General features: G+C 36.8%; 15 protein-coding genes and 2 tRNA genes. 7 read left to right on the top strand and 10 right to left on the bottom strand.

What is annotated here, in order from left to right:
• From ES948_RS11165 to ppsA, 8 genes are read right to left on the bottom strand one after another with little or no spacing between them, the layout of a single operon-like run.
• Window positions 1–126: a 2-oxo acid dehydrogenase subunit E2 gene (locus ES948_RS11165; RefSeq protein ID WP_188109482.1), complete on the bottom strand. Its 126-nt coding sequence runs from the start codon at window positions 124–126 to the stop codon at window positions 1–3.
• Between the two features lie 14 nt (window positions 127–140).
• Window positions 141–1232, bottom strand: coding sequence for a 2-oxo acid dehydrogenase subunit E2 (locus ES948_RS07515; protein WP_152184335.1), 1092 nt, complete (start codon window positions 1230–1232; stop codon window positions 141–143).
• The gene (locus ES948_RS07510) at window positions 1225–1881 is read right to left on the bottom strand and encodes a thiamine pyrophosphate-dependent dehydrogenase E1 component subunit alpha (RefSeq protein WP_246153846.1); all 657 of its coding nucleotides are present in this window, start codon (window positions 1879–1881) and stop codon (window positions 1225–1227) included. Before ES948_RS07510 ends, ES948_RS07515 begins: the two co-directional genes overlap by 8 nt.
• A 12-nt stretch (window positions 1882–1893) precedes the next feature.
• A complete protein-coding gene (locus ES948_RS07505; RefSeq protein WP_152184334.1) occupies window positions 1894–3159 on the bottom strand; it encodes an MgtC/SapB family protein in 1266 nt (421 codons plus the stop codon).
• Window positions 3149–4060, bottom strand: a complete 912-nt coding sequence (locus ES948_RS07500; RefSeq protein WP_152184333.1) for an LOG family protein — start codon at window positions 4058–4060, stop codon at window positions 3149–3151. The genes ES948_RS07505 and ES948_RS07500 overlap by 11 nt, the downstream gene beginning before the upstream one ends.
• Window positions 4057–6636, bottom strand: coding sequence for a plasma-membrane proton-efflux P-type ATPase (locus tag ES948_RS07495; protein ID WP_152184332.1), 2580 nt, complete (start codon window positions 6634–6636; stop codon window positions 4057–4059). Before ES948_RS07495 ends, ES948_RS07500 begins: the two co-directional genes overlap by 4 nt.
• Window positions 6633–7559: an NAD(P)-dependent oxidoreductase gene (locus ES948_RS07490; RefSeq protein ID WP_152184331.1), complete on the bottom strand. Its 927-nt coding sequence runs from the start codon at window positions 7557–7559 to the stop codon at window positions 6633–6635. Before ES948_RS07490 ends, ES948_RS07495 begins: the two co-directional genes overlap by 4 nt.
• A gap of 1 nt (window position 7560) precedes the next feature.
• Window positions 7561–9975 (bottom strand): phosphoenolpyruvate synthase, encoded by a 2415-nt coding sequence (ppsA, locus tag ES948_RS07485; RefSeq protein WP_223176045.1) that lies wholly within the window; start codon window positions 9973–9975, stop codon window positions 7561–7563.
• A gap of 192 nt (window positions 9976–10167) precedes the next feature.
• On the opposite strand from ppsA, the gene ES948_RS07480 reads away from it, so the two are divergent.
• The 5 genes from ES948_RS07480 to ES948_RS07460 are packed head-to-tail and all read left to right on the top strand — an operon-like array spanning window position 10168 to window position 14025.
• Window positions 10168–11415 (top strand): porin, encoded by a 1248-nt coding sequence (locus tag ES948_RS07480; RefSeq protein WP_152184329.1) that lies wholly within the window; start codon window positions 10168–10170, stop codon window positions 11413–11415.
• A 41-nt stretch (window positions 11416–11456) separates the two neighbouring features.
• Complete coding sequence (locus tag ES948_RS07475) at window positions 11457–11987, top strand: FMN-binding protein (protein WP_152184328.1); 531 nt, start codon at window positions 11457–11459, stop codon at window positions 11985–11987.
• A 42-nt stretch (window positions 11988–12029) separates the two neighbouring features.
• Window positions 12030–12464, top strand: coding sequence for a hypothetical protein (locus ES948_RS07470; RefSeq protein WP_246153845.1), 435 nt, complete (start codon window positions 12030–12032; stop codon window positions 12462–12464).
• Window positions 12454–12906, top strand: coding sequence for a hypothetical protein (locus ES948_RS07465; RefSeq protein WP_152184326.1), 453 nt, complete (start codon window positions 12454–12456; stop codon window positions 12904–12906). Before ES948_RS07470 ends, ES948_RS07465 begins: the two co-directional genes overlap by 11 nt.
• Before the next feature lie 15 nt (window positions 12907–12921).
• Window positions 12922–14025: a multiheme c-type cytochrome gene (locus ES948_RS07460; RefSeq protein ID WP_152184325.1), complete on the top strand. Its 1104-nt coding sequence runs from the start codon at window positions 12922–12924 to the stop codon at window positions 14023–14025.
• On the opposite strand, the gene ES948_RS07455 is transcribed toward ES948_RS07460, so the two are convergent.
• Window positions 14011–14943, bottom strand: a complete 933-nt coding sequence (locus tag ES948_RS07455; RefSeq protein WP_188109481.1) for an FAD:protein FMN transferase — start codon at window positions 14941–14943, stop codon at window positions 14011–14013. The two genes, ES948_RS07460 and ES948_RS07455, sit on opposite strands and share 15 nt — an antisense overlap.
• A complete protein-coding gene (locus ES948_RS07450) occupies window positions 14943–15971 on the bottom strand; it encodes a bifunctional 3,4-dihydroxy-2-butanone 4-phosphate synthase/GTP cyclohydrolase II (RefSeq protein WP_152184324.1) in 1029 nt (342 codons plus the stop codon). Before ES948_RS07450 ends, ES948_RS07455 begins: the two co-directional genes overlap by 1 nt.
• A 165-nt stretch (window positions 15972–16136) precedes the next feature.
• Between ES948_RS07450 and ES948_RS07445 the strand changes: the two genes are divergently transcribed.
• Together ES948_RS07445 and ES948_RS07440 are read left to right on the top strand one after the other, a co-directional pair.
• A tRNA-Met gene (locus tag ES948_RS07445) sits at window positions 16137–16213 on the top strand.
• A gap of 31 nt (window positions 16214–16244) precedes the next feature.
• Window positions 16245–16319: transfer RNA gene (locus ES948_RS07440), tRNA-Gln, on the top strand.
• Window positions 16320–16458 lie beyond the last annotated feature (139 nt).

Here is a 16458-nt window from a genome sequence, read left to right as displayed (position 1 = left end):
CTAATCCTTAAAATTAAGAGGATTACTCAGCTCTTTTTTCACATCTTGCATAAAAAGTGCTGCCTCATAACCATTTATCAGCCTGTGGTCTGCTGTAAGTGTTATAGCGATTTTACCATTCTCCACTGCACCGATAGCGACTATTGCAGTATCTTCTTTTTTATCATCGCATCAAACTGCTTAATGCCAAGCATACCAAGATTTGATATGCCAAATGTTGAGCCATGCATATCTTCTTGTGTAAAGCTTTTATTTTGCAGTTTTGACTTAAAGCTTTTAAGCATTGTATCTATCTCTGTAATTGTCAGCTTGTTTGCATCTTTTATAACAGGCATGTAAAGCTCTTTTGTATCTGCAACAGCTAAAGATATAGAAGCATTTGGATAGACAGAGAGACTCTCTTTCTGTAAACGTGAGCGAAATGTATCATGTCGCATCATAATGTCTGCAAAAATCTTGATAAACCAGGCTGTTATACTGTATTGTACATTCTGTTGTAAGAGTGTTGCATCAACATACTCATAAATATGAAATACCGGTTTCTTTGCTGAAGATGTTACATTGCTAATGATGGCTTTTTGCATAGAACTTATTGCACAAGGGAGCGGAATCTCATGTTCGTCGATATACTCCTGCAGTTCAACTTCATCTATTTTATGATTTAATGCAAAGAGTGAAGCCTCTAGTTTATACTTTAAAAGAAGCTTCTGTGCCTTTGGTGTAAAATAGTGCTCGTTTATATACCTCTCTACATCATCTGCATGCAGTTGAACCTTTTGTGTATGCTGCATGAGATTTTGGAGTGTTATGCCATATTGTGCTGCTTTGGCACGTGCTTTTGGCGAAACTCCATCTGCAGACTCTATTTTCAAGATTTCAATTTTTTCTTTTTCATCTCTTTTTGCTTCTTTTTTCTTTTGCTCTTTGAGCTCTTTTGGTTTACTCTGTTTTATTTCTTTTTTTTCTATTTTTTTCTTTACTGCCTGCTCCACTTTTTCATCTGTTGCGATCTTTGCTATAACGGTACCGACAGGCACTTCTGCACCTTCATCAACGAGCAGGGCTTCAACGATACCATCTTGAAAACTCTGCAACTCCATAATCGCCTTGTCACTCTCGATTTCAGCTATTATATCACCACTCTTGACTGTCTGACCAACATCTACTTTCCATGCTATAAGCTTTCCATCATCCATCGAGTCTGAGAGTTGGGGCATCACTATATCATACATCGTTTTTCCTTCCCCACTCTATAATATCATCCGCAATACTTTGTGGTGTTGGTATGGAAGCTAGTTCGAGTTTTCTGTTATAGGGTATAGGTGTATCTGCTCCGGCTAGTCGCAGTGGTGGAGCATCTGCGTATTCATTGTTTTCACATAAAAAGAGCAGTGGAAGTTTCTGTGTTGCAGCAATATTGAGTGATTCAAAAAAAGCTCCACCGTTTGTAGCCCCATCTCCAAAGATAACCATCACACCATCATCACTGCCTTGGTACTTTCTAGCATACGCACACCCTACTGCATTTGGAATATGTCCACCGACAATGGCATCCCCGCCGTAAAAGAAGCGTGAAGGTTCAAAGAGGTGCATACTTCCACCTTTACCACCGCTCACACCGCTTGCTTTTCCAAAAAGTTCTGCCATGACAGCTTTAGGTTCAATTCCCCTTGCCATGGCCATAATATGCTCACGGTACGTGGAAAACACATCTCCTTTTTCAAACGCTTTAATGGCAGCTACACTCAAAGCTTCCTGTCCGATATCAAGATGCAAAAAGCCTGATATATTTCCCTTCATATAGTTCTCTTTGGCTGCATACTCAAACTTACGACCCAGTACCATCAAATAATATATCTCTTCTGCAAGTAACTTATTCATACTTTTCAACCTTTATAAAACATTTTCATATACAAGTCCCAGAGAGATAGTGACAACACCTAGAACTGCCAACCACAACGCTGATTTATAACTTTTTTTGACACTGCCAAACCAGAGCGCATAGAGAGCTTTTAATAAATTATTACTTCCTGCTGCTATCATAATGGCTACTGTAATCTGTATTGATGTTATATTGAATTTTCCTGTGAGGATTGAGAGAACAAAAGGATCAATGTCTGTAAAACCAACAACAAACGCAAGAATCTCAAGTCCAACTTTTCCATAATCCTCTGTCACATACTGTGTGATAATCATCATCGCAACAAATAAAAAGGCAAATATAAATGCAGTTTTCAACTCTAAAGGGTTTTTATCAACAATGTCAGGGTGTTCTTTTCTCTCTTGTGTATTTCGTAGATAGAAAGCTGCTACAGTAAAACCAAATACCGCCAACACTATAAATGGTAACAAAAGCATCTTTCCAATCTCAAAATTAAACAAAAGTGCTATTACAATAAGACGCAGATACATCACCGAAGTCGCTGAGATAATGGCTGCATCTATGACATTACGCCCTCCAAGATGTTTTGCCTTACGAGCCAGGACAACCGTTGTGGCCGTTGAAGAGTAAGAGCCTCCAAAAATCCCTGTTAAAAAGTAGCCCTTTGATGGGAAAAAGTACTTTTGCAAGATATAGCCACCATAACTGATACCCGAGATTACAACAACGGCAAGCCATATTTTAAACGGGGAGAGTGGAATGTAAGGAATACTTTTTGTATCAGGGAGTAGTGGTAATATAACAGCAGAGAGCAGTACCATCTTTCCAAGTGTTTCAAACTCACTGATATTGATATTTTTTACATACTTCTCAATACCTCTGTTTGAATTGAGAATAAAAACAATACTTACATATAACAGTGCACTCATCCAAAGTGGTTGCGTTTGGATCAATGCACCAAAACTGTAAACCAGGAGCATTACAATATAAAGTAAGATACTGCGTTTTTTTTCTAAAAGATTTCTGCTGTATAAAATTGCATAAAGAAGTGTTATAGAAAAAAAACCTGCCAGATAAAGCAGTAAAGTTGTACTCTCCAGTAGAAAAAGAACATAACCCAAAATACCTACAAAACTGTATGTTCGGACATCACCAAAGAAATAATTCTCACTCTCTGCATTTGTAAACTGACTGCGGTATGATTTTACTTCAAGACCGATTAAAAAGCTAAAAACAGTTACAACGAGAAAGTGAAGTAATTCAGGATTAAGATTCATAGAGTGGTTTTCCTTGTTTTTTATGCCAAGAGAGTATATACTCCCAAGCTTCTTCAGCATTATCTACATAATGAAATACATCTATATCTTCAGGAGCGATTACGCCTTCATCTTTTAAAAATTCAAAGTCTATCGCTTTTTTCCAGTACTTTTTCCCTACTAAAATCACAGGTATATCTTTTGTTTTTCCTGTCTGAACAAGTGTCAAGGTCTCAAAAAGTTCATCAAAAGTTCCAAAACCTCCAGGATACACAACCAAAGCCTTGGCTCTGTTTAAAAAATGAAGCTTTCTTATTGCAAAATAGTGAAACAAGAAACATAAATCAGGGGTTATATAAGGATTTGGATACTGTTCATGCGGGAGTTTGATATTGAGTCCTATACTTTTTGCTCCAACATCATAAGCGCCACGGTTAGCTGCTTCCATGATACCTGGACCACCACCTGTCATTAAAGTAACACGACAATCTTCGACAGTCTCTCCGCTTTTTCCTACCAAACGCCCAAATTTTCTTGCATCTTCATAATAGATACTCTTTCCAACCATACGTTCAGCAACATACAGTTCCCATAAAAGCTCTCTATCATCTGAATTTTTTTGAAGCATCTCTTCAATGGTTCGCAGTCGTTTCAGTGCAGTCTCGCGCTCAACTATACGTGCACTCCCAAAGACAACTATCGTATGCTCGATGCCATATTCATTCATCTTCAGCTCTGCTTTTAAATAGTCGATTTCAAGACGAATTCCTCTAGCTTCATAAGAGTGCATAAACGCTTCATCTTGTTCAGCCATAGTATATGTAGGACTTTTCATAATCTTTTTAATAAGCTCTAACGATTTTGGATCTTCCGCTTTTAGTTTGGGATGTTCCCAAGGTAAACTTGTTTTTTCATTTTTCATATGATATCCTCATTATATCTTGTTCTATAATATTTAAGTACAGCCATTTTTACAGCATCATTAAACACAAACCACACAAGAGCATAAGCCCACATATAGCCAGCCCATCCCCAACCGATTGGCGCCATCAGATCAAAACCATATACGGCAATTATTGTTCCAGTAACACGACTTAAAAAAGTTGCACCAAAAAGTGTCCTAGAAGGCCATGGCCGTTTGAAGAACCAGTCATCTATACGCATATTGTATATTGTACCATGTCCGGCAATAACCAGTTTTGCAAAAAACAGACTTTGAACCAGTTCAAGTGGCAGATCCATATATGAGATTAATATCCAAAAGAGTAAAAAGGAAGAAAGCACTCCTGCTATTCCCAACCAGGAAGCCAGAACAAAAACCTCTTTCATATCCCAGCGTACAGGTGTCTCACGCAACTTTGTATTATCATAGGCTATACTCATAATTGGTATATCATTAAGAAGTGCAAGTATAATTATCATCAAAGCGGTAATAGGATAAAAATCATATACAACAATTGCAAGTGTCATAAAAATAATGACACGTATGGTTTCAGCAATACGAAAAATTGTATAACTTTTCATACGTTCAAAAATCTGTCTTGACTCTTTAATAGCATCAACAATCACGTTCAGACCAGGAGCCATAAGTACAATATCGGCTGCAGCACGTGCAGCATCTGTAGCACCACTGACTGCTATTCCACAATCTGCTTTTTTAAGTGCCGGTGCATCATTGACCCCATCTCCTGTCATACCGACAATATGGTCGGCCTTTTGCAGTTCATCGACTATAAAATATTTATCTTCAGGAAAAACCTGTGCAAAACCGTCAGCATACTCTATAAGTGCAATGATCTCTGACTCATGTTTTTTAACACTCCCTTTTGGAAGCGGCATATTATAAAGCTCTTTTTGAACTTTTTTAACAATCTTGGTTACCTCTTCATCTATCTTCTCCTGTGCTACATCAGGTTGTAATGACTGAACAATAGCTTTGGATAATATTTTTGAAAGATAGATATACTCCTCGACTGATTCTCCTTTAAGTATATGGATATCCTCTATCTTTTCTCCAATATCTAGCAAAGATGCAATATATTTTGCAACAGCAAGATTATCTCCTGTAATCATTTTAACTGTAATACCTTTTGCCTTGGCTTCGGCTATAGCTTCTACAGAATCTTCACGAGGTGGATCAAAAAGAGGAATCAGTCCTATAAAATGGTACAGATCCTCTTCACATTTTCTATAAGCGACACCCAAGGTTCGAAAACCCTCAGAAGCAAAATATTCTACTTTTTTATAAGCTGCTTCTTTGTCAAACTCTTTTTCATCACTCTGTTCTATAATAACCTGCGGGGCACCTTTTGTAAAGATAAGTTCACAATTTTCATCTTCATAAATCCCTTCTGTTCTTTTATGAACAGGATTAAATGGAAGAAATTTTTTCAATTTATGTGCTGCAATTTCACTTTGAAGGCTATATTTGTCTATATAATCAAAGATAGGCTTTTCAATAGGATCTTGATTCTCTTTTTTACTTGCCAGTGCTGCATAAAGCATCAGTTTTTCTTGCGTTGTATCCTTTACTAAATATGGTTCCGCCAGGCTCATTCTGTTTTGTGTTAATGTGCCTGTTTTATCGGAACACAATACATCCATACCTGCTATCTCTTCAATAGCAGCCAAGCGACTCACAATAGCCTCTTTGGCAGCCAGAGCTCTTGCACCTATGGCCATAGTAACAGTTAAAACTGCCGGCATGGCAACTGGAATAGCAGAGATTGTCAAAACAAGTGCAAAGATTAATAACTCAACTGTAGGCTGATTTGTTTGGATACCATGATAAATAATGATAGCAATCATAAAGAGTGTTAAAAAGATTAAAAAATTCCCTACCTTTATAACCATTTTTTGGAAATGGCTTACCTCTTCATTTTGGGCTTTTGCCACAAGTCCAACTGTCTTTCCAAAATAGGTATTTTTTCCTGTTTGTGTAACCCGTGCTACCATTTCACCCTGTTTAATGATGGCATTTGCATACAATGTCTCACCTGTTTTTTTTCGAACAGGCAAAGATTCACCTGTAAGTGCAGACTGATCAACAAGCAAAAACTCACTTCCTTGCAACAACGCAACATCTGCAGGTACTATATCGCCTATCTTTATTTTTATAATATCATCAGGTACTATCTCTTTTGCATCAATTTCCATCCATTCATTTTCACGTAATACCAATGCTTTTCGTGCTAATCTTTTCTTTAACACTGCTATTGCATTCAAAGCTTTGGACTCTTGATAGAAATCAACTATAGCATTCACGAAGAGTAAAATAATTATGATAATAAAGTCTTCCCATCTCTTCACAACTGCAGAAAGAATGGCTGCAACTTCAATCATCCATGGAATTGGTCCCCAAAATCGACGAAAAAAACGATGTAACCAACTCTCCTCTTTCTCATTTATCTCATTGTAACCGTATTTTTGCAGTCGTTCATGAACTTCTTCTTCGCTCAGTCCTGTCAGATTAGAAAGCTCATCATTTCCCTTTCTCATCTATAGTCCTTTTGACACGGCAGTTTTAAACAGTTGGGTAATGCCTCTGATGATAAAAATGCTTCTATATTTTTTAGAGAAATCTGCATGATTCTCTGCAGTGCTTCATTTGTGTAGTAGGCCATATGTGGTGTATAGAGAATATTATCTTCTTTTATATATTCTTGCTTACTAATAACATCCAAACAAAATATATTGGCTACTTTTTCATATACATTATCTTCAATAAGTTCACCTCGAGCAGTGTTTACAACTATAGCTCTCTTTTTTAGTAAATTACTATTTTCCATATTTAATATATGCCGTGTTGCTGGTGTGAGTGGAAGTGCCATCATAATGATATCACTCTCTTTGAGAACTATCTCAAGATTACAAAAATCTATTTGCAGTTCATCTACAATATCTTTTTTTGTCCGAGAATATGTCAGTACTTTCATACCAAAACCACAAGCGATACGTGCCATCTGGGAGCCAATCGTACCTAAGCCCAAAATACCGATTGTTTTGCCAAAGAGTTCGATTCCTTTTAGATCACTATAGTGAGAATCACCCTCTTTTGTTCGCCCTAGTGCTGTATGCGTATGCCGTGTAGCATTTAAAAGTAAAGAGAAGGAAAATTCTGCGACAGCAGGTCCGGCATATCCTGCCACATTCGAAAGAAGCAAACCTTTTTTATAAAGCAAGTCACATTTTATATGATCATAACCTGTTGAACGTGTTTGCAGATATTGTAACTTCGGAAGTTTTTCTAAAATCTCATCTGAAATTTTTGAATGCACAAATACAGAGACAATATCATAATCTCTATCTTCTAAAATAACTTCATTAATGGTATCTTCAAAGAAAAAGAGCTTCTCGGACACCAAAGCTTTTGTAAAAAACTCCTGTTCTTCCGGTTTTATCTCAAAAAATGCAATTTTCATTTTAGGCTCTTGTAAGTTTTTTTTCTAAAAAACCTATGTTCTGTATGGTTTTTAGAACACTGTCAGGGTTTAAGCTCATAGAATCCACACCAAGTCGTACCAGATATTCTGCCATTTCAGGATAGTCTGAGGGTGCCTGACCACAGATACCACTGTGCCGATTGTTACGTTTACACCCTTCTACTGCCATCTTAATCATCTCCTTAACACCCTCATCTCGTTCATCATAATCAAATGCAACGATTTCACTGTCGCGATCCACGCCAAGTGTGAGCTGCGTGAGATCATTGCTTCCTATACTAAAACCATCAAAGATTTCACTAAAGGCATCAATACTGATCACATTGTTTGGTATCTCACACATTACATAGATTTGCAGTCCGTTTTCACCCTGTTTGAGACCATATTTCGCCATTGTATCGATAACATGCTTACCCTCTTCTACTCTACGGCAAAATGGAATCATTAAGATTACATTTGTAAAGCCCATCTCCTCACGCACACGTTTCATCGCAGCACATTCTAAGGCGAACCCCTCTTCATAATTTGGATGCGCATATCGTGAGGCTCCTCGAAACCCTATCATCGGGTTATCTTCTTGAAGTTCAAAACTGCTTCCACCTAAAAGTGTTGCATACTCATTGGATTTAAAATCACTCATACGTACCACACAAGGTTTAGGATAAACACTCGATGCAATGGTTGCCACACCTTCAGAGAGCGTTTTTACAAAGAAATCTTCCATAGAATCATATGCCTGCGTGAGCTCCTGTAACTGCTCTCTAGTCCTATCATCAACACGCTCCGGATGTTTTAGTGCCATTGGATGTGCTTTGATATATTCATTTATGATAAATTCCATACGGGCAAGTCCAATACCATCTACCGGAAGGGAAGAAAGTGAAAAGGCCTGATCAGGGTTGCCAAGGTTCATCATAATTGCTGTTTTCGTTTTTGGCAGATTACTCAGATCTGTCTTTTGAATCTCAAAAGCGAGTCTACCTTCATAAACATAACCCTCTTCACCTTCTGCACAGCTGACAGTCACATCACTAGCATCTGTTAATAGCTCTGTAGCATTATCACATCCGACAACTGCAGGAATACCAAGTTCACGACTCAGTATCGCCGCATGACAGGTACGTCCTCCCTTGTTTGTAACAATAGCAGATGCTATCTTCATCACAGGTTCCCAGTCAGGTGATGTGGTATCAGCGACCAAAACCTCTCCGGCTTTAAAAGTATTCAGCTCACTGACATCTTTTATGTAGTGTGCCTTTCCCTGACCAATTTTTGTACCGATAGCCTGACCGCTAACAATCACTTTGCCTTTTTCTTTAAGATGATAAATCTCGAGCACATTACCTTTTTTTTGGGACTCTACAGTCTCAGGTCTTGCTTGAACCATATAGAGATGTCCGTCTATTCCATCTTTTGCCCACTCCATATCCATCGGTTTATGAAAACCGGCTTTTTTGGAGTAATGATTTTCCACTTTTATAGCATAACCTGCAAGTACCATCACATCCTCATCTGTAATACAAAAATGGCTACGTTCCTCTTGAGTGGTAGGAATATTTTTTGTATACTCAACTGCGATATTGTCAAGATTGATGGTATCTGTAAATATCATCTTTTGCTCTTTTGAGCCCAGTGAGCGCTTAAGTACTGCACGAAAACCCTCATTATATGTCGGTTTGTGAACATAAAAGGCATCAGGATTGATACTTCCTTGTACTACATTTTCACCAAGCCCAAGTGCCGCATTTATAAAAACAACATCTTCAAACCCAGTTTCCGTATCAAGAGAGAACATTACACCACTTGTCCCTATGTCACTGCGAACCATCTTCATTACAACAACAGAAAGATAGACTTTTAAATAATCAAAACCATTGTCATACTTATAATGGATAGAACGGTCTGTAAAATTGGAGGCGAGACACCTTTTGTAGGCATCTAAAAGCTCATCTTCCGTGGAAATATTCAGATAAGTATCATTTTGTCCTGCAAAAGAGGCTTCAGGAGAGTCTTCAGCAGTAGCAGAGGAACGAACAGCAAGCGAAAGCTCTTCACCATATTCCGCTTTGAGTTTTGCATAAGCATTTAAGATATCTTGCTTCAAATCATCAGGCATTTCACAACTATATATGATATCTCTACATGCCTTCCCATGCTTTTGCAAACTATCAACATCATTTATATCTAAATTATCAAGTTCTGTATGGAGTTTTTCCCATGCATTATTGGTATCAAGTATATATCTGTATGCACTTGATGTAACGGCAAAACCATTTGGAACACGTACACCTAGCTGCGTGAGGTTTTGATACATTTCACCCAACGAAGCATTTTTTCCACCAACTTCTGCAACATCCTCTATGCCTATTTCGTTAAACCATTTAACATTTTCCATCATTATTCTCCATCAACACGCTTATATTATACTCCTCTAAATGTAAATAAAATGTTGTCATATATCAACATTCTTTTCTTAAATATTGATATTAATTATCATAACTATTGACTTTATAAAAAAAATTTTGTACTATTTCAACATAAAAGATTTTGATAGTAAATATCATAATTAAAATAAAAGGAATTCATAATGAAAAAAACAAAAATCTCACTAGCTTTGGCTGGTATGTTACTCACAAGTAGTGCATCTTTTGCAGATGAGAAAGAGGATATTGTTAAACTCAAAAAAGAGATAGCTTCTCTAAAAGAGATAACACAGACGCTTATTGATGAAACAAGTGATTTAAAGACCGGATTTAATTATACGGTAGTTGATACAGAAAAATCACACAGTGGTCTTGGTGCTGCTGCATCAAAAGTTTATTACTCAAAATCACCATTAAGTATAGGTGGGTATGGAGAAATGTATTATGCAAACAAAAAACTTGCAAATCAAAGCGGTTCTACTTCAACAGTAGATGTCTATAGGTTTGTACCCTACATAGGATATAAATTCTCTGATAATATCATTTTAAATACAGAGATAGAGTTTGAACACGGTGGAATTGAAAATAATGGAGGGACATCTGTAGGTGGCGAAGTTATTTTAGAGTTCATGTATCTTGATTTTCTCATCAATCAAAATGCAAACATTCGAGTTGGTAACTTTTTAGTGCCTATGGGACTTATCAATGAGAGACATGAGCCAACACTCTTTACAACAGTACAGCGTCCTGAGAGTGCAAAATATCTTATCCCTTCTACCTGGAATGAAAGTGGTGTAATGGCGTACGGAGATATAGTTGAATCTCTAACATACAAAGCTGCACTCATAACAGGTTTAGATACTGCAGCAAATGGTGAAAAGTGGATACGTGGCGGACGAGGTGGCTCTTTTAAAAACACAGATCCAAAAATCGGTGGAACATTTAGAGTAGATTATACAGGTATCAATGGTTTGCTTTTAGGTGCTTCTTTGTATACGGACAATACTCTTACTATGTGGGACACCCATATTGACTATACAAACAGTGGTTTTAGACTCTATGGTGTTTATACAGAGACATCCCGTTCAAAAACAGATGCTTTTACAACACCATCGATAGCAAAAGAGGCCAAAGGAGGCTATCTCAATGCAAGTTTTGATATCTTGTCACTGACAAAAAGCAGTTATACTTTACCTCTTTTTGTACAATATGAAAGCCTGAATCCACAAAGTAAAACAGTTGGTACAGCTCCAGAGAATTTTGATACAGTGAACATTACAACAGTAGGTCTAAATTTTTATCCGCATGAGCAAGTAGTTTTTAAAATGGACTATGCAATGGCAGATAATGATTATGCAAACAGTGGTATAGATTCTGATACATTTAGTCTCTCTATGGGCTTTATCTTTTAGAGTTTTGCTATAATGATAAAAAAATTCACAAGAGTTAGCTTATGAAAAAAACATTTATCTTCTCTTTACTCTTTATCTTTTTGACAGCAAATCTATCGGCGAAAGTTCTTCTTTCACCGATAGATGCCATGAAAGAGAACTATGGTAAAAGTGTTACCATAAGTAAGAAAAACATCCTTCTTTCAAATGAGGATTTTAAAAAAGTACAGGCAGAAGCAAAAACAAAACTGACAACCAAAATTTATCGTATCTATACAGCAAAAAAAGATGGAAAGATTCTTGGATACGGAATTTTGATCAATAAAAAAGTACGCTCTAAAAATGGTGTTGTTATGTACCTTATCAGCGATGGAACACTTAAAGGTATCGAGATTATTGCCTTTAATGAACCACATGAGTATATTCCAAGTAAAACATGGCAAGAGCAGTTCAGAGATATAAAAACCAATAAAATGCTGCAACTCTCACGTGATATTCCCACTATCACAGGAGCAACACTCAGTGCAAGAAGTGTCACTGACAGCTCACGCATCGCCTTTGCAATCTACAATAAACTTTTAAAAGGGAAGTAATTGCGTTTTACTCTGATAAAAAATGTAAAACAAGACAAAATAATGAAGCCCTTACTCAATAGGCTTTTAATTTTTATACTACTTTATCTGCTTGTTGATGTCTTTGTAAAATCACATACTATGGGTATCACAACAGGTACCATTCAAACAACACTTTTTGGAAATGCCGATGAGTTCTTAGACCCGATGAACAAATCTGTCTTTTTAGAGTTTGTTCATATGCAAATCTTTTTTTTAATGATGCTTGTTCTTACACTGAGTGCCGTATATATTCGTCTTTTACATCATAAAACAAATACCATTTTAAGTATGAATCTTTTCGTCTTCTTTGCACTTTTGACTCCGATAACACTTACTGCTGCCTATTTTTATTCAGCTCAATTTACGACTATCTATCTAGTCGCCTTTTTTGCATGGCATATCATAGCACTTTGGATGACACTACGCTCTTTATGGGAGCTCAACCTTGTTACATAAAGCATATAGATATGCAATAGGCTACTTTTTACTCTTTAGTATCTTACTGCTGTTAAGCAGTGCCATGATATTTGCAGATAAGATTGGATTTTCCTATGAGAGTGTTCTGCACTATTACCTAGGAAATGAAGCTACTTTTACACCGGCAAAAACATATACAGGTCTTTTAAAGATCATCCTTCCTCACATCTTTGCCTTTGGGCTTTTTGTAATGGTCGTTCTACATTTTGTGATCTTTACTAAAAAACGTAATACAAAAGAGATTACTTTTATCATACTCCTCACATTTTTGAGTGCCTTTTTAGAACTTTTTTCACCTTTTTTGATTCTTATGGGCTTTTCTTTCTTTGTCTATATGAAAATTATCTCCTTTTTTCTTTTCCAAGTAACACTATTATATATTCTGTTTATACTTTTTAAAAGTATAATTTATGATAAATAAGGTACAATCTTTTCTATGAAAAAACTACTCCTTACACTATTTATCGTTCTTAATCTCAGTTCACTGCTGGCAAGTGAGAGTAAAGTTTGCCAAAAGTGTCATCCGCTTATCTATAAAGAGTACTACAGTTCCATCCATAGAAAATCCTCTCTTGAGAGTGATAAAATCTATAAAGCTGTCTTTGAAAAAGAAAAACAAGTTACAGATAAAAATGAATGTAAAGCATGCCACTCACCAAGTGCAAAAACACAAAAAGAGGCAAAAGAAGAGCCTATCTCATGTGTCTATTGTCATACCATAACTAATATTCAAGAGCATGACGAGCAAAATAAAAACGTGCTCAGTGACAAAAAAAGAGATTTTTACAGTGCCGAAGCCGATAAAAAAGAAAAAGCAAAAGTAAAGTATGAGACAACTAGCTCATTTTTCGGTCTTATCAAACGCTCTAAAAACTCACCATATCATCAAATAGAGTATAATAATGAAAACTACTATAATGGCAATGTCTGTATGGGATGCCACTCTCACGTGAACAATGCTCACGGCTTCGATGTTGTTATGCTTGATGCCTACATTGATAAAAAAGACAAAGAGACCTGTATCTCCTGTCATATGCCAAAGACAATGGGCTCAAAAACAACACTCAGAGATAGTAAGACACACGCTTACCATGGCATAGCGGGTCTGCATAAGTTCTCAAAAGATTTAGGTAAATATATTGATATTGATGTAACAAAAGATACAAAAGGTTTTACTGTAAATATTATCAACCAAGCCAATCATGCTCTTTTTGGTCAGGCTTACAGAGAAGGTATTTTGGAAGTAAAAATCGTCCGAGACGGAAAACACATTGCACTAAAACCATACATATTTAAACGCACATTTGGAAAAGATGGAAAAACAAGCATGCCTTTTGAAGCAACAGAAGTTTTAAAAGATACACTCATCTATGCGAAAAAGAGTATCAACTATGATACAAAACTGAAAAAAGGCGACCAGCTGATAATAACTCTAGGTTTTCGACTCATATCAAAAGAGGCAGCAAAAGAACTGCAACTTGATAAAGACAAAGAACTTACAAAGATAAAGGTCTTAAAAACAGAATCATTTGCGTTTTAGATCATCTACATAATCATTGATATCATGGCTGATATGTAAGCTCTTGTCTGATTCTAAAATAATATATGCAAGTGGCTGTAAATCCAAAAACATATAGGCTTTGTTCTTAGGCATGACACTTACAGCTGTCGCATAGGCATCAAGTGTTGCAGAAGGCAGTTTTGAAATGAGTGTTACAGACAAAAAGTTAGACGCAGACTCTTTTGTCTTTGGATTGATGAGATGGTTATACTTTTTCTCTTTTACATAACGATTATAATTTCCACTTGTACTCACACCGCTGTTATTTATCGTAAAGCTTGCTAAAGGTATATCCTCACGCAGAGGATTATTTACTATTACCTTACAGCCTCCGATACAGCGAATATCACCACTCAATGCAACAATGGCTTTTTGCACCTTATGCTTTTTTAAAAATGCTACTGTTTTGTCGACTCCATAGCCCTTCCCCATTCCACCAAGGTCTACTTTTATATCGTCTGTAATGATTGCTTCATCTTTGTTGAACTCAAACCCGTTCATATCTGTAGAAGCTGCTTTTAATTCTTTTTTCACAGCTACTCGCTCATCTTGGCCAAAACGATACAGATCTTTTGTTATTTTTCCAATGGCAATGTCAAAGTAGCCGTCTGTCTGTTTGTAATACTCCAAAGAAAGTTGAAGCGCTTCATAACTGTAACTATCAAGTTTAGCACTTTTGTTATGATTGAGTTTATAAATCGGAGAGTTTTCATCAAAACTGGAGAGAGATTTTTCAATATTGTTAAGCACTCTAAAAGAAGGCTCTATAAGCTCTTTATGCGCACTTTCAACAGAAAGCGTCACAAAGGTACCCATCAGTACCTTTTGACGTGTTACAAGCCCTTCATCTGCCTCTAACACAAGACACAGCAGTAACACTAAAAAAAGTCGAAGCATTAAATATCAATAACCTCATTGACCTCAAGACCAAAACCACTCAGTCCTACAAAGTCAGTTGGTTTTAAAGAAGTGATAAGATTCATTTTAGAGATACCAAATGACTTGATAATCTGTGCACCAATACCAAACTCTTTCATGGCAGCATTATCCTGGTGATTTGTTTTATTGATAAAAAGTAAAACACCACTGTTTTGTTTGAGATACTCTATCGATTTGATAAGGTTGTTATACTTCTCTTGGTTTAAAAGAAGCTCACAGTCAGGTATAACATTGTGCACACGGACATTTGCAACTTCTCCTGCACTATAAAACAAGATAGCAGTATGCTCAATACCATCATGGTCTTTAAAGGTATGACGTGTAACTTTTACACCAAAAAACTCTATCTCCTCTACATCTACTTCATTTACAAGACGCTCATTTGCCAAACGATACTCTACGATATCAGAGATAAAAACAGTATGCAGGTCATGCTCTTTTGCAAAAATATCCAGATCATCACGGCGAGCCATCTCTCCATCATCTTTGATGATTTCACAAATCACACCCGCTTCACTAAGCCCTGCTAAACGACAAAGGTCAACGGAACCCTCTGTATGCCCTGTACGAACAAGTGTACCACCCTCTTTTGCGATAAGCGGAAAGATATGCCCGGGTTTTACAAGTTCATCAGCTTTTGAGATAGGGTTTGCAAGAATCTTGATGGTATCATCTCTCTCTTTTGCAGAGATCCCCGTAGAAGCACTCTTAGCATCGACAGAAACAGTAAATGCTGTCTCATATGATGATGTGTTTGAACTTACCATAGGGTTAAGGTCTAACCTGTTTGCTATATCACGTGAGAGTGCCACACAGATCAGCCCTCTTGCATGTGTTGCCATAAAGTTTACATGTTCAGGAGTGGAGAAAGCTGCAGCATAAACCAAATCACCCTCATTCTCTCTGTCTTCATCATCAATCATGATGACCATCTTCCCTTTTTTGATATCTTCAATGGCTTGTAAAACTCTCTCAATCGGTGTCATTTTTTCTCTTTTTCATCAATATTTATTATTGACATATTATATAGCAATCTTCATTAAAAAGAGGTCAATAAAAAATTAACAATTTTTTTTAAAATACTCTTGACATTAAATACAATTTTGTCTATAATTTCGCTCACAAACACAGAGTTAAAGTGTTTAAAACACCGCGGAATAGAGCAGTTCGGTAGCTCGTCGGGCTCATAACCCGAAGGTCGCTGGTTCAAATCCAGCTTCCGCAACCAAATTGATATTTCGTCTATCAACTACATACATTGGGGTATCGCCAAGCGGTAAGGCCTCGGTTTTTGGTACCGATATTCGGGGGTTCGAATCCCTCTACCCCATCCACCCACTTTAAATACCCATAAAATAGGCACTTTCAAGCAATTGATTTAACAACTGTCAGCTGATTTTATAGGATTTTTACTGACAATACGACTGACACTTACAGTAACATTTTTACAACTTTTCACGCCCATTCAACCAA

Source organism: Sulfurimonas indica (assembly GCF_009192995.1).
Taxonomy (GTDB): domain Bacteria; phylum Campylobacterota; class Campylobacteria; order Campylobacterales; family Sulfurimonadaceae; genus Sulfurimonas; species Sulfurimonas indica.
The sequence above is the reverse complement of the archived record's forward strand: the minus strand, read 5'-3'. Positions and strand labels throughout refer to the sequence as shown.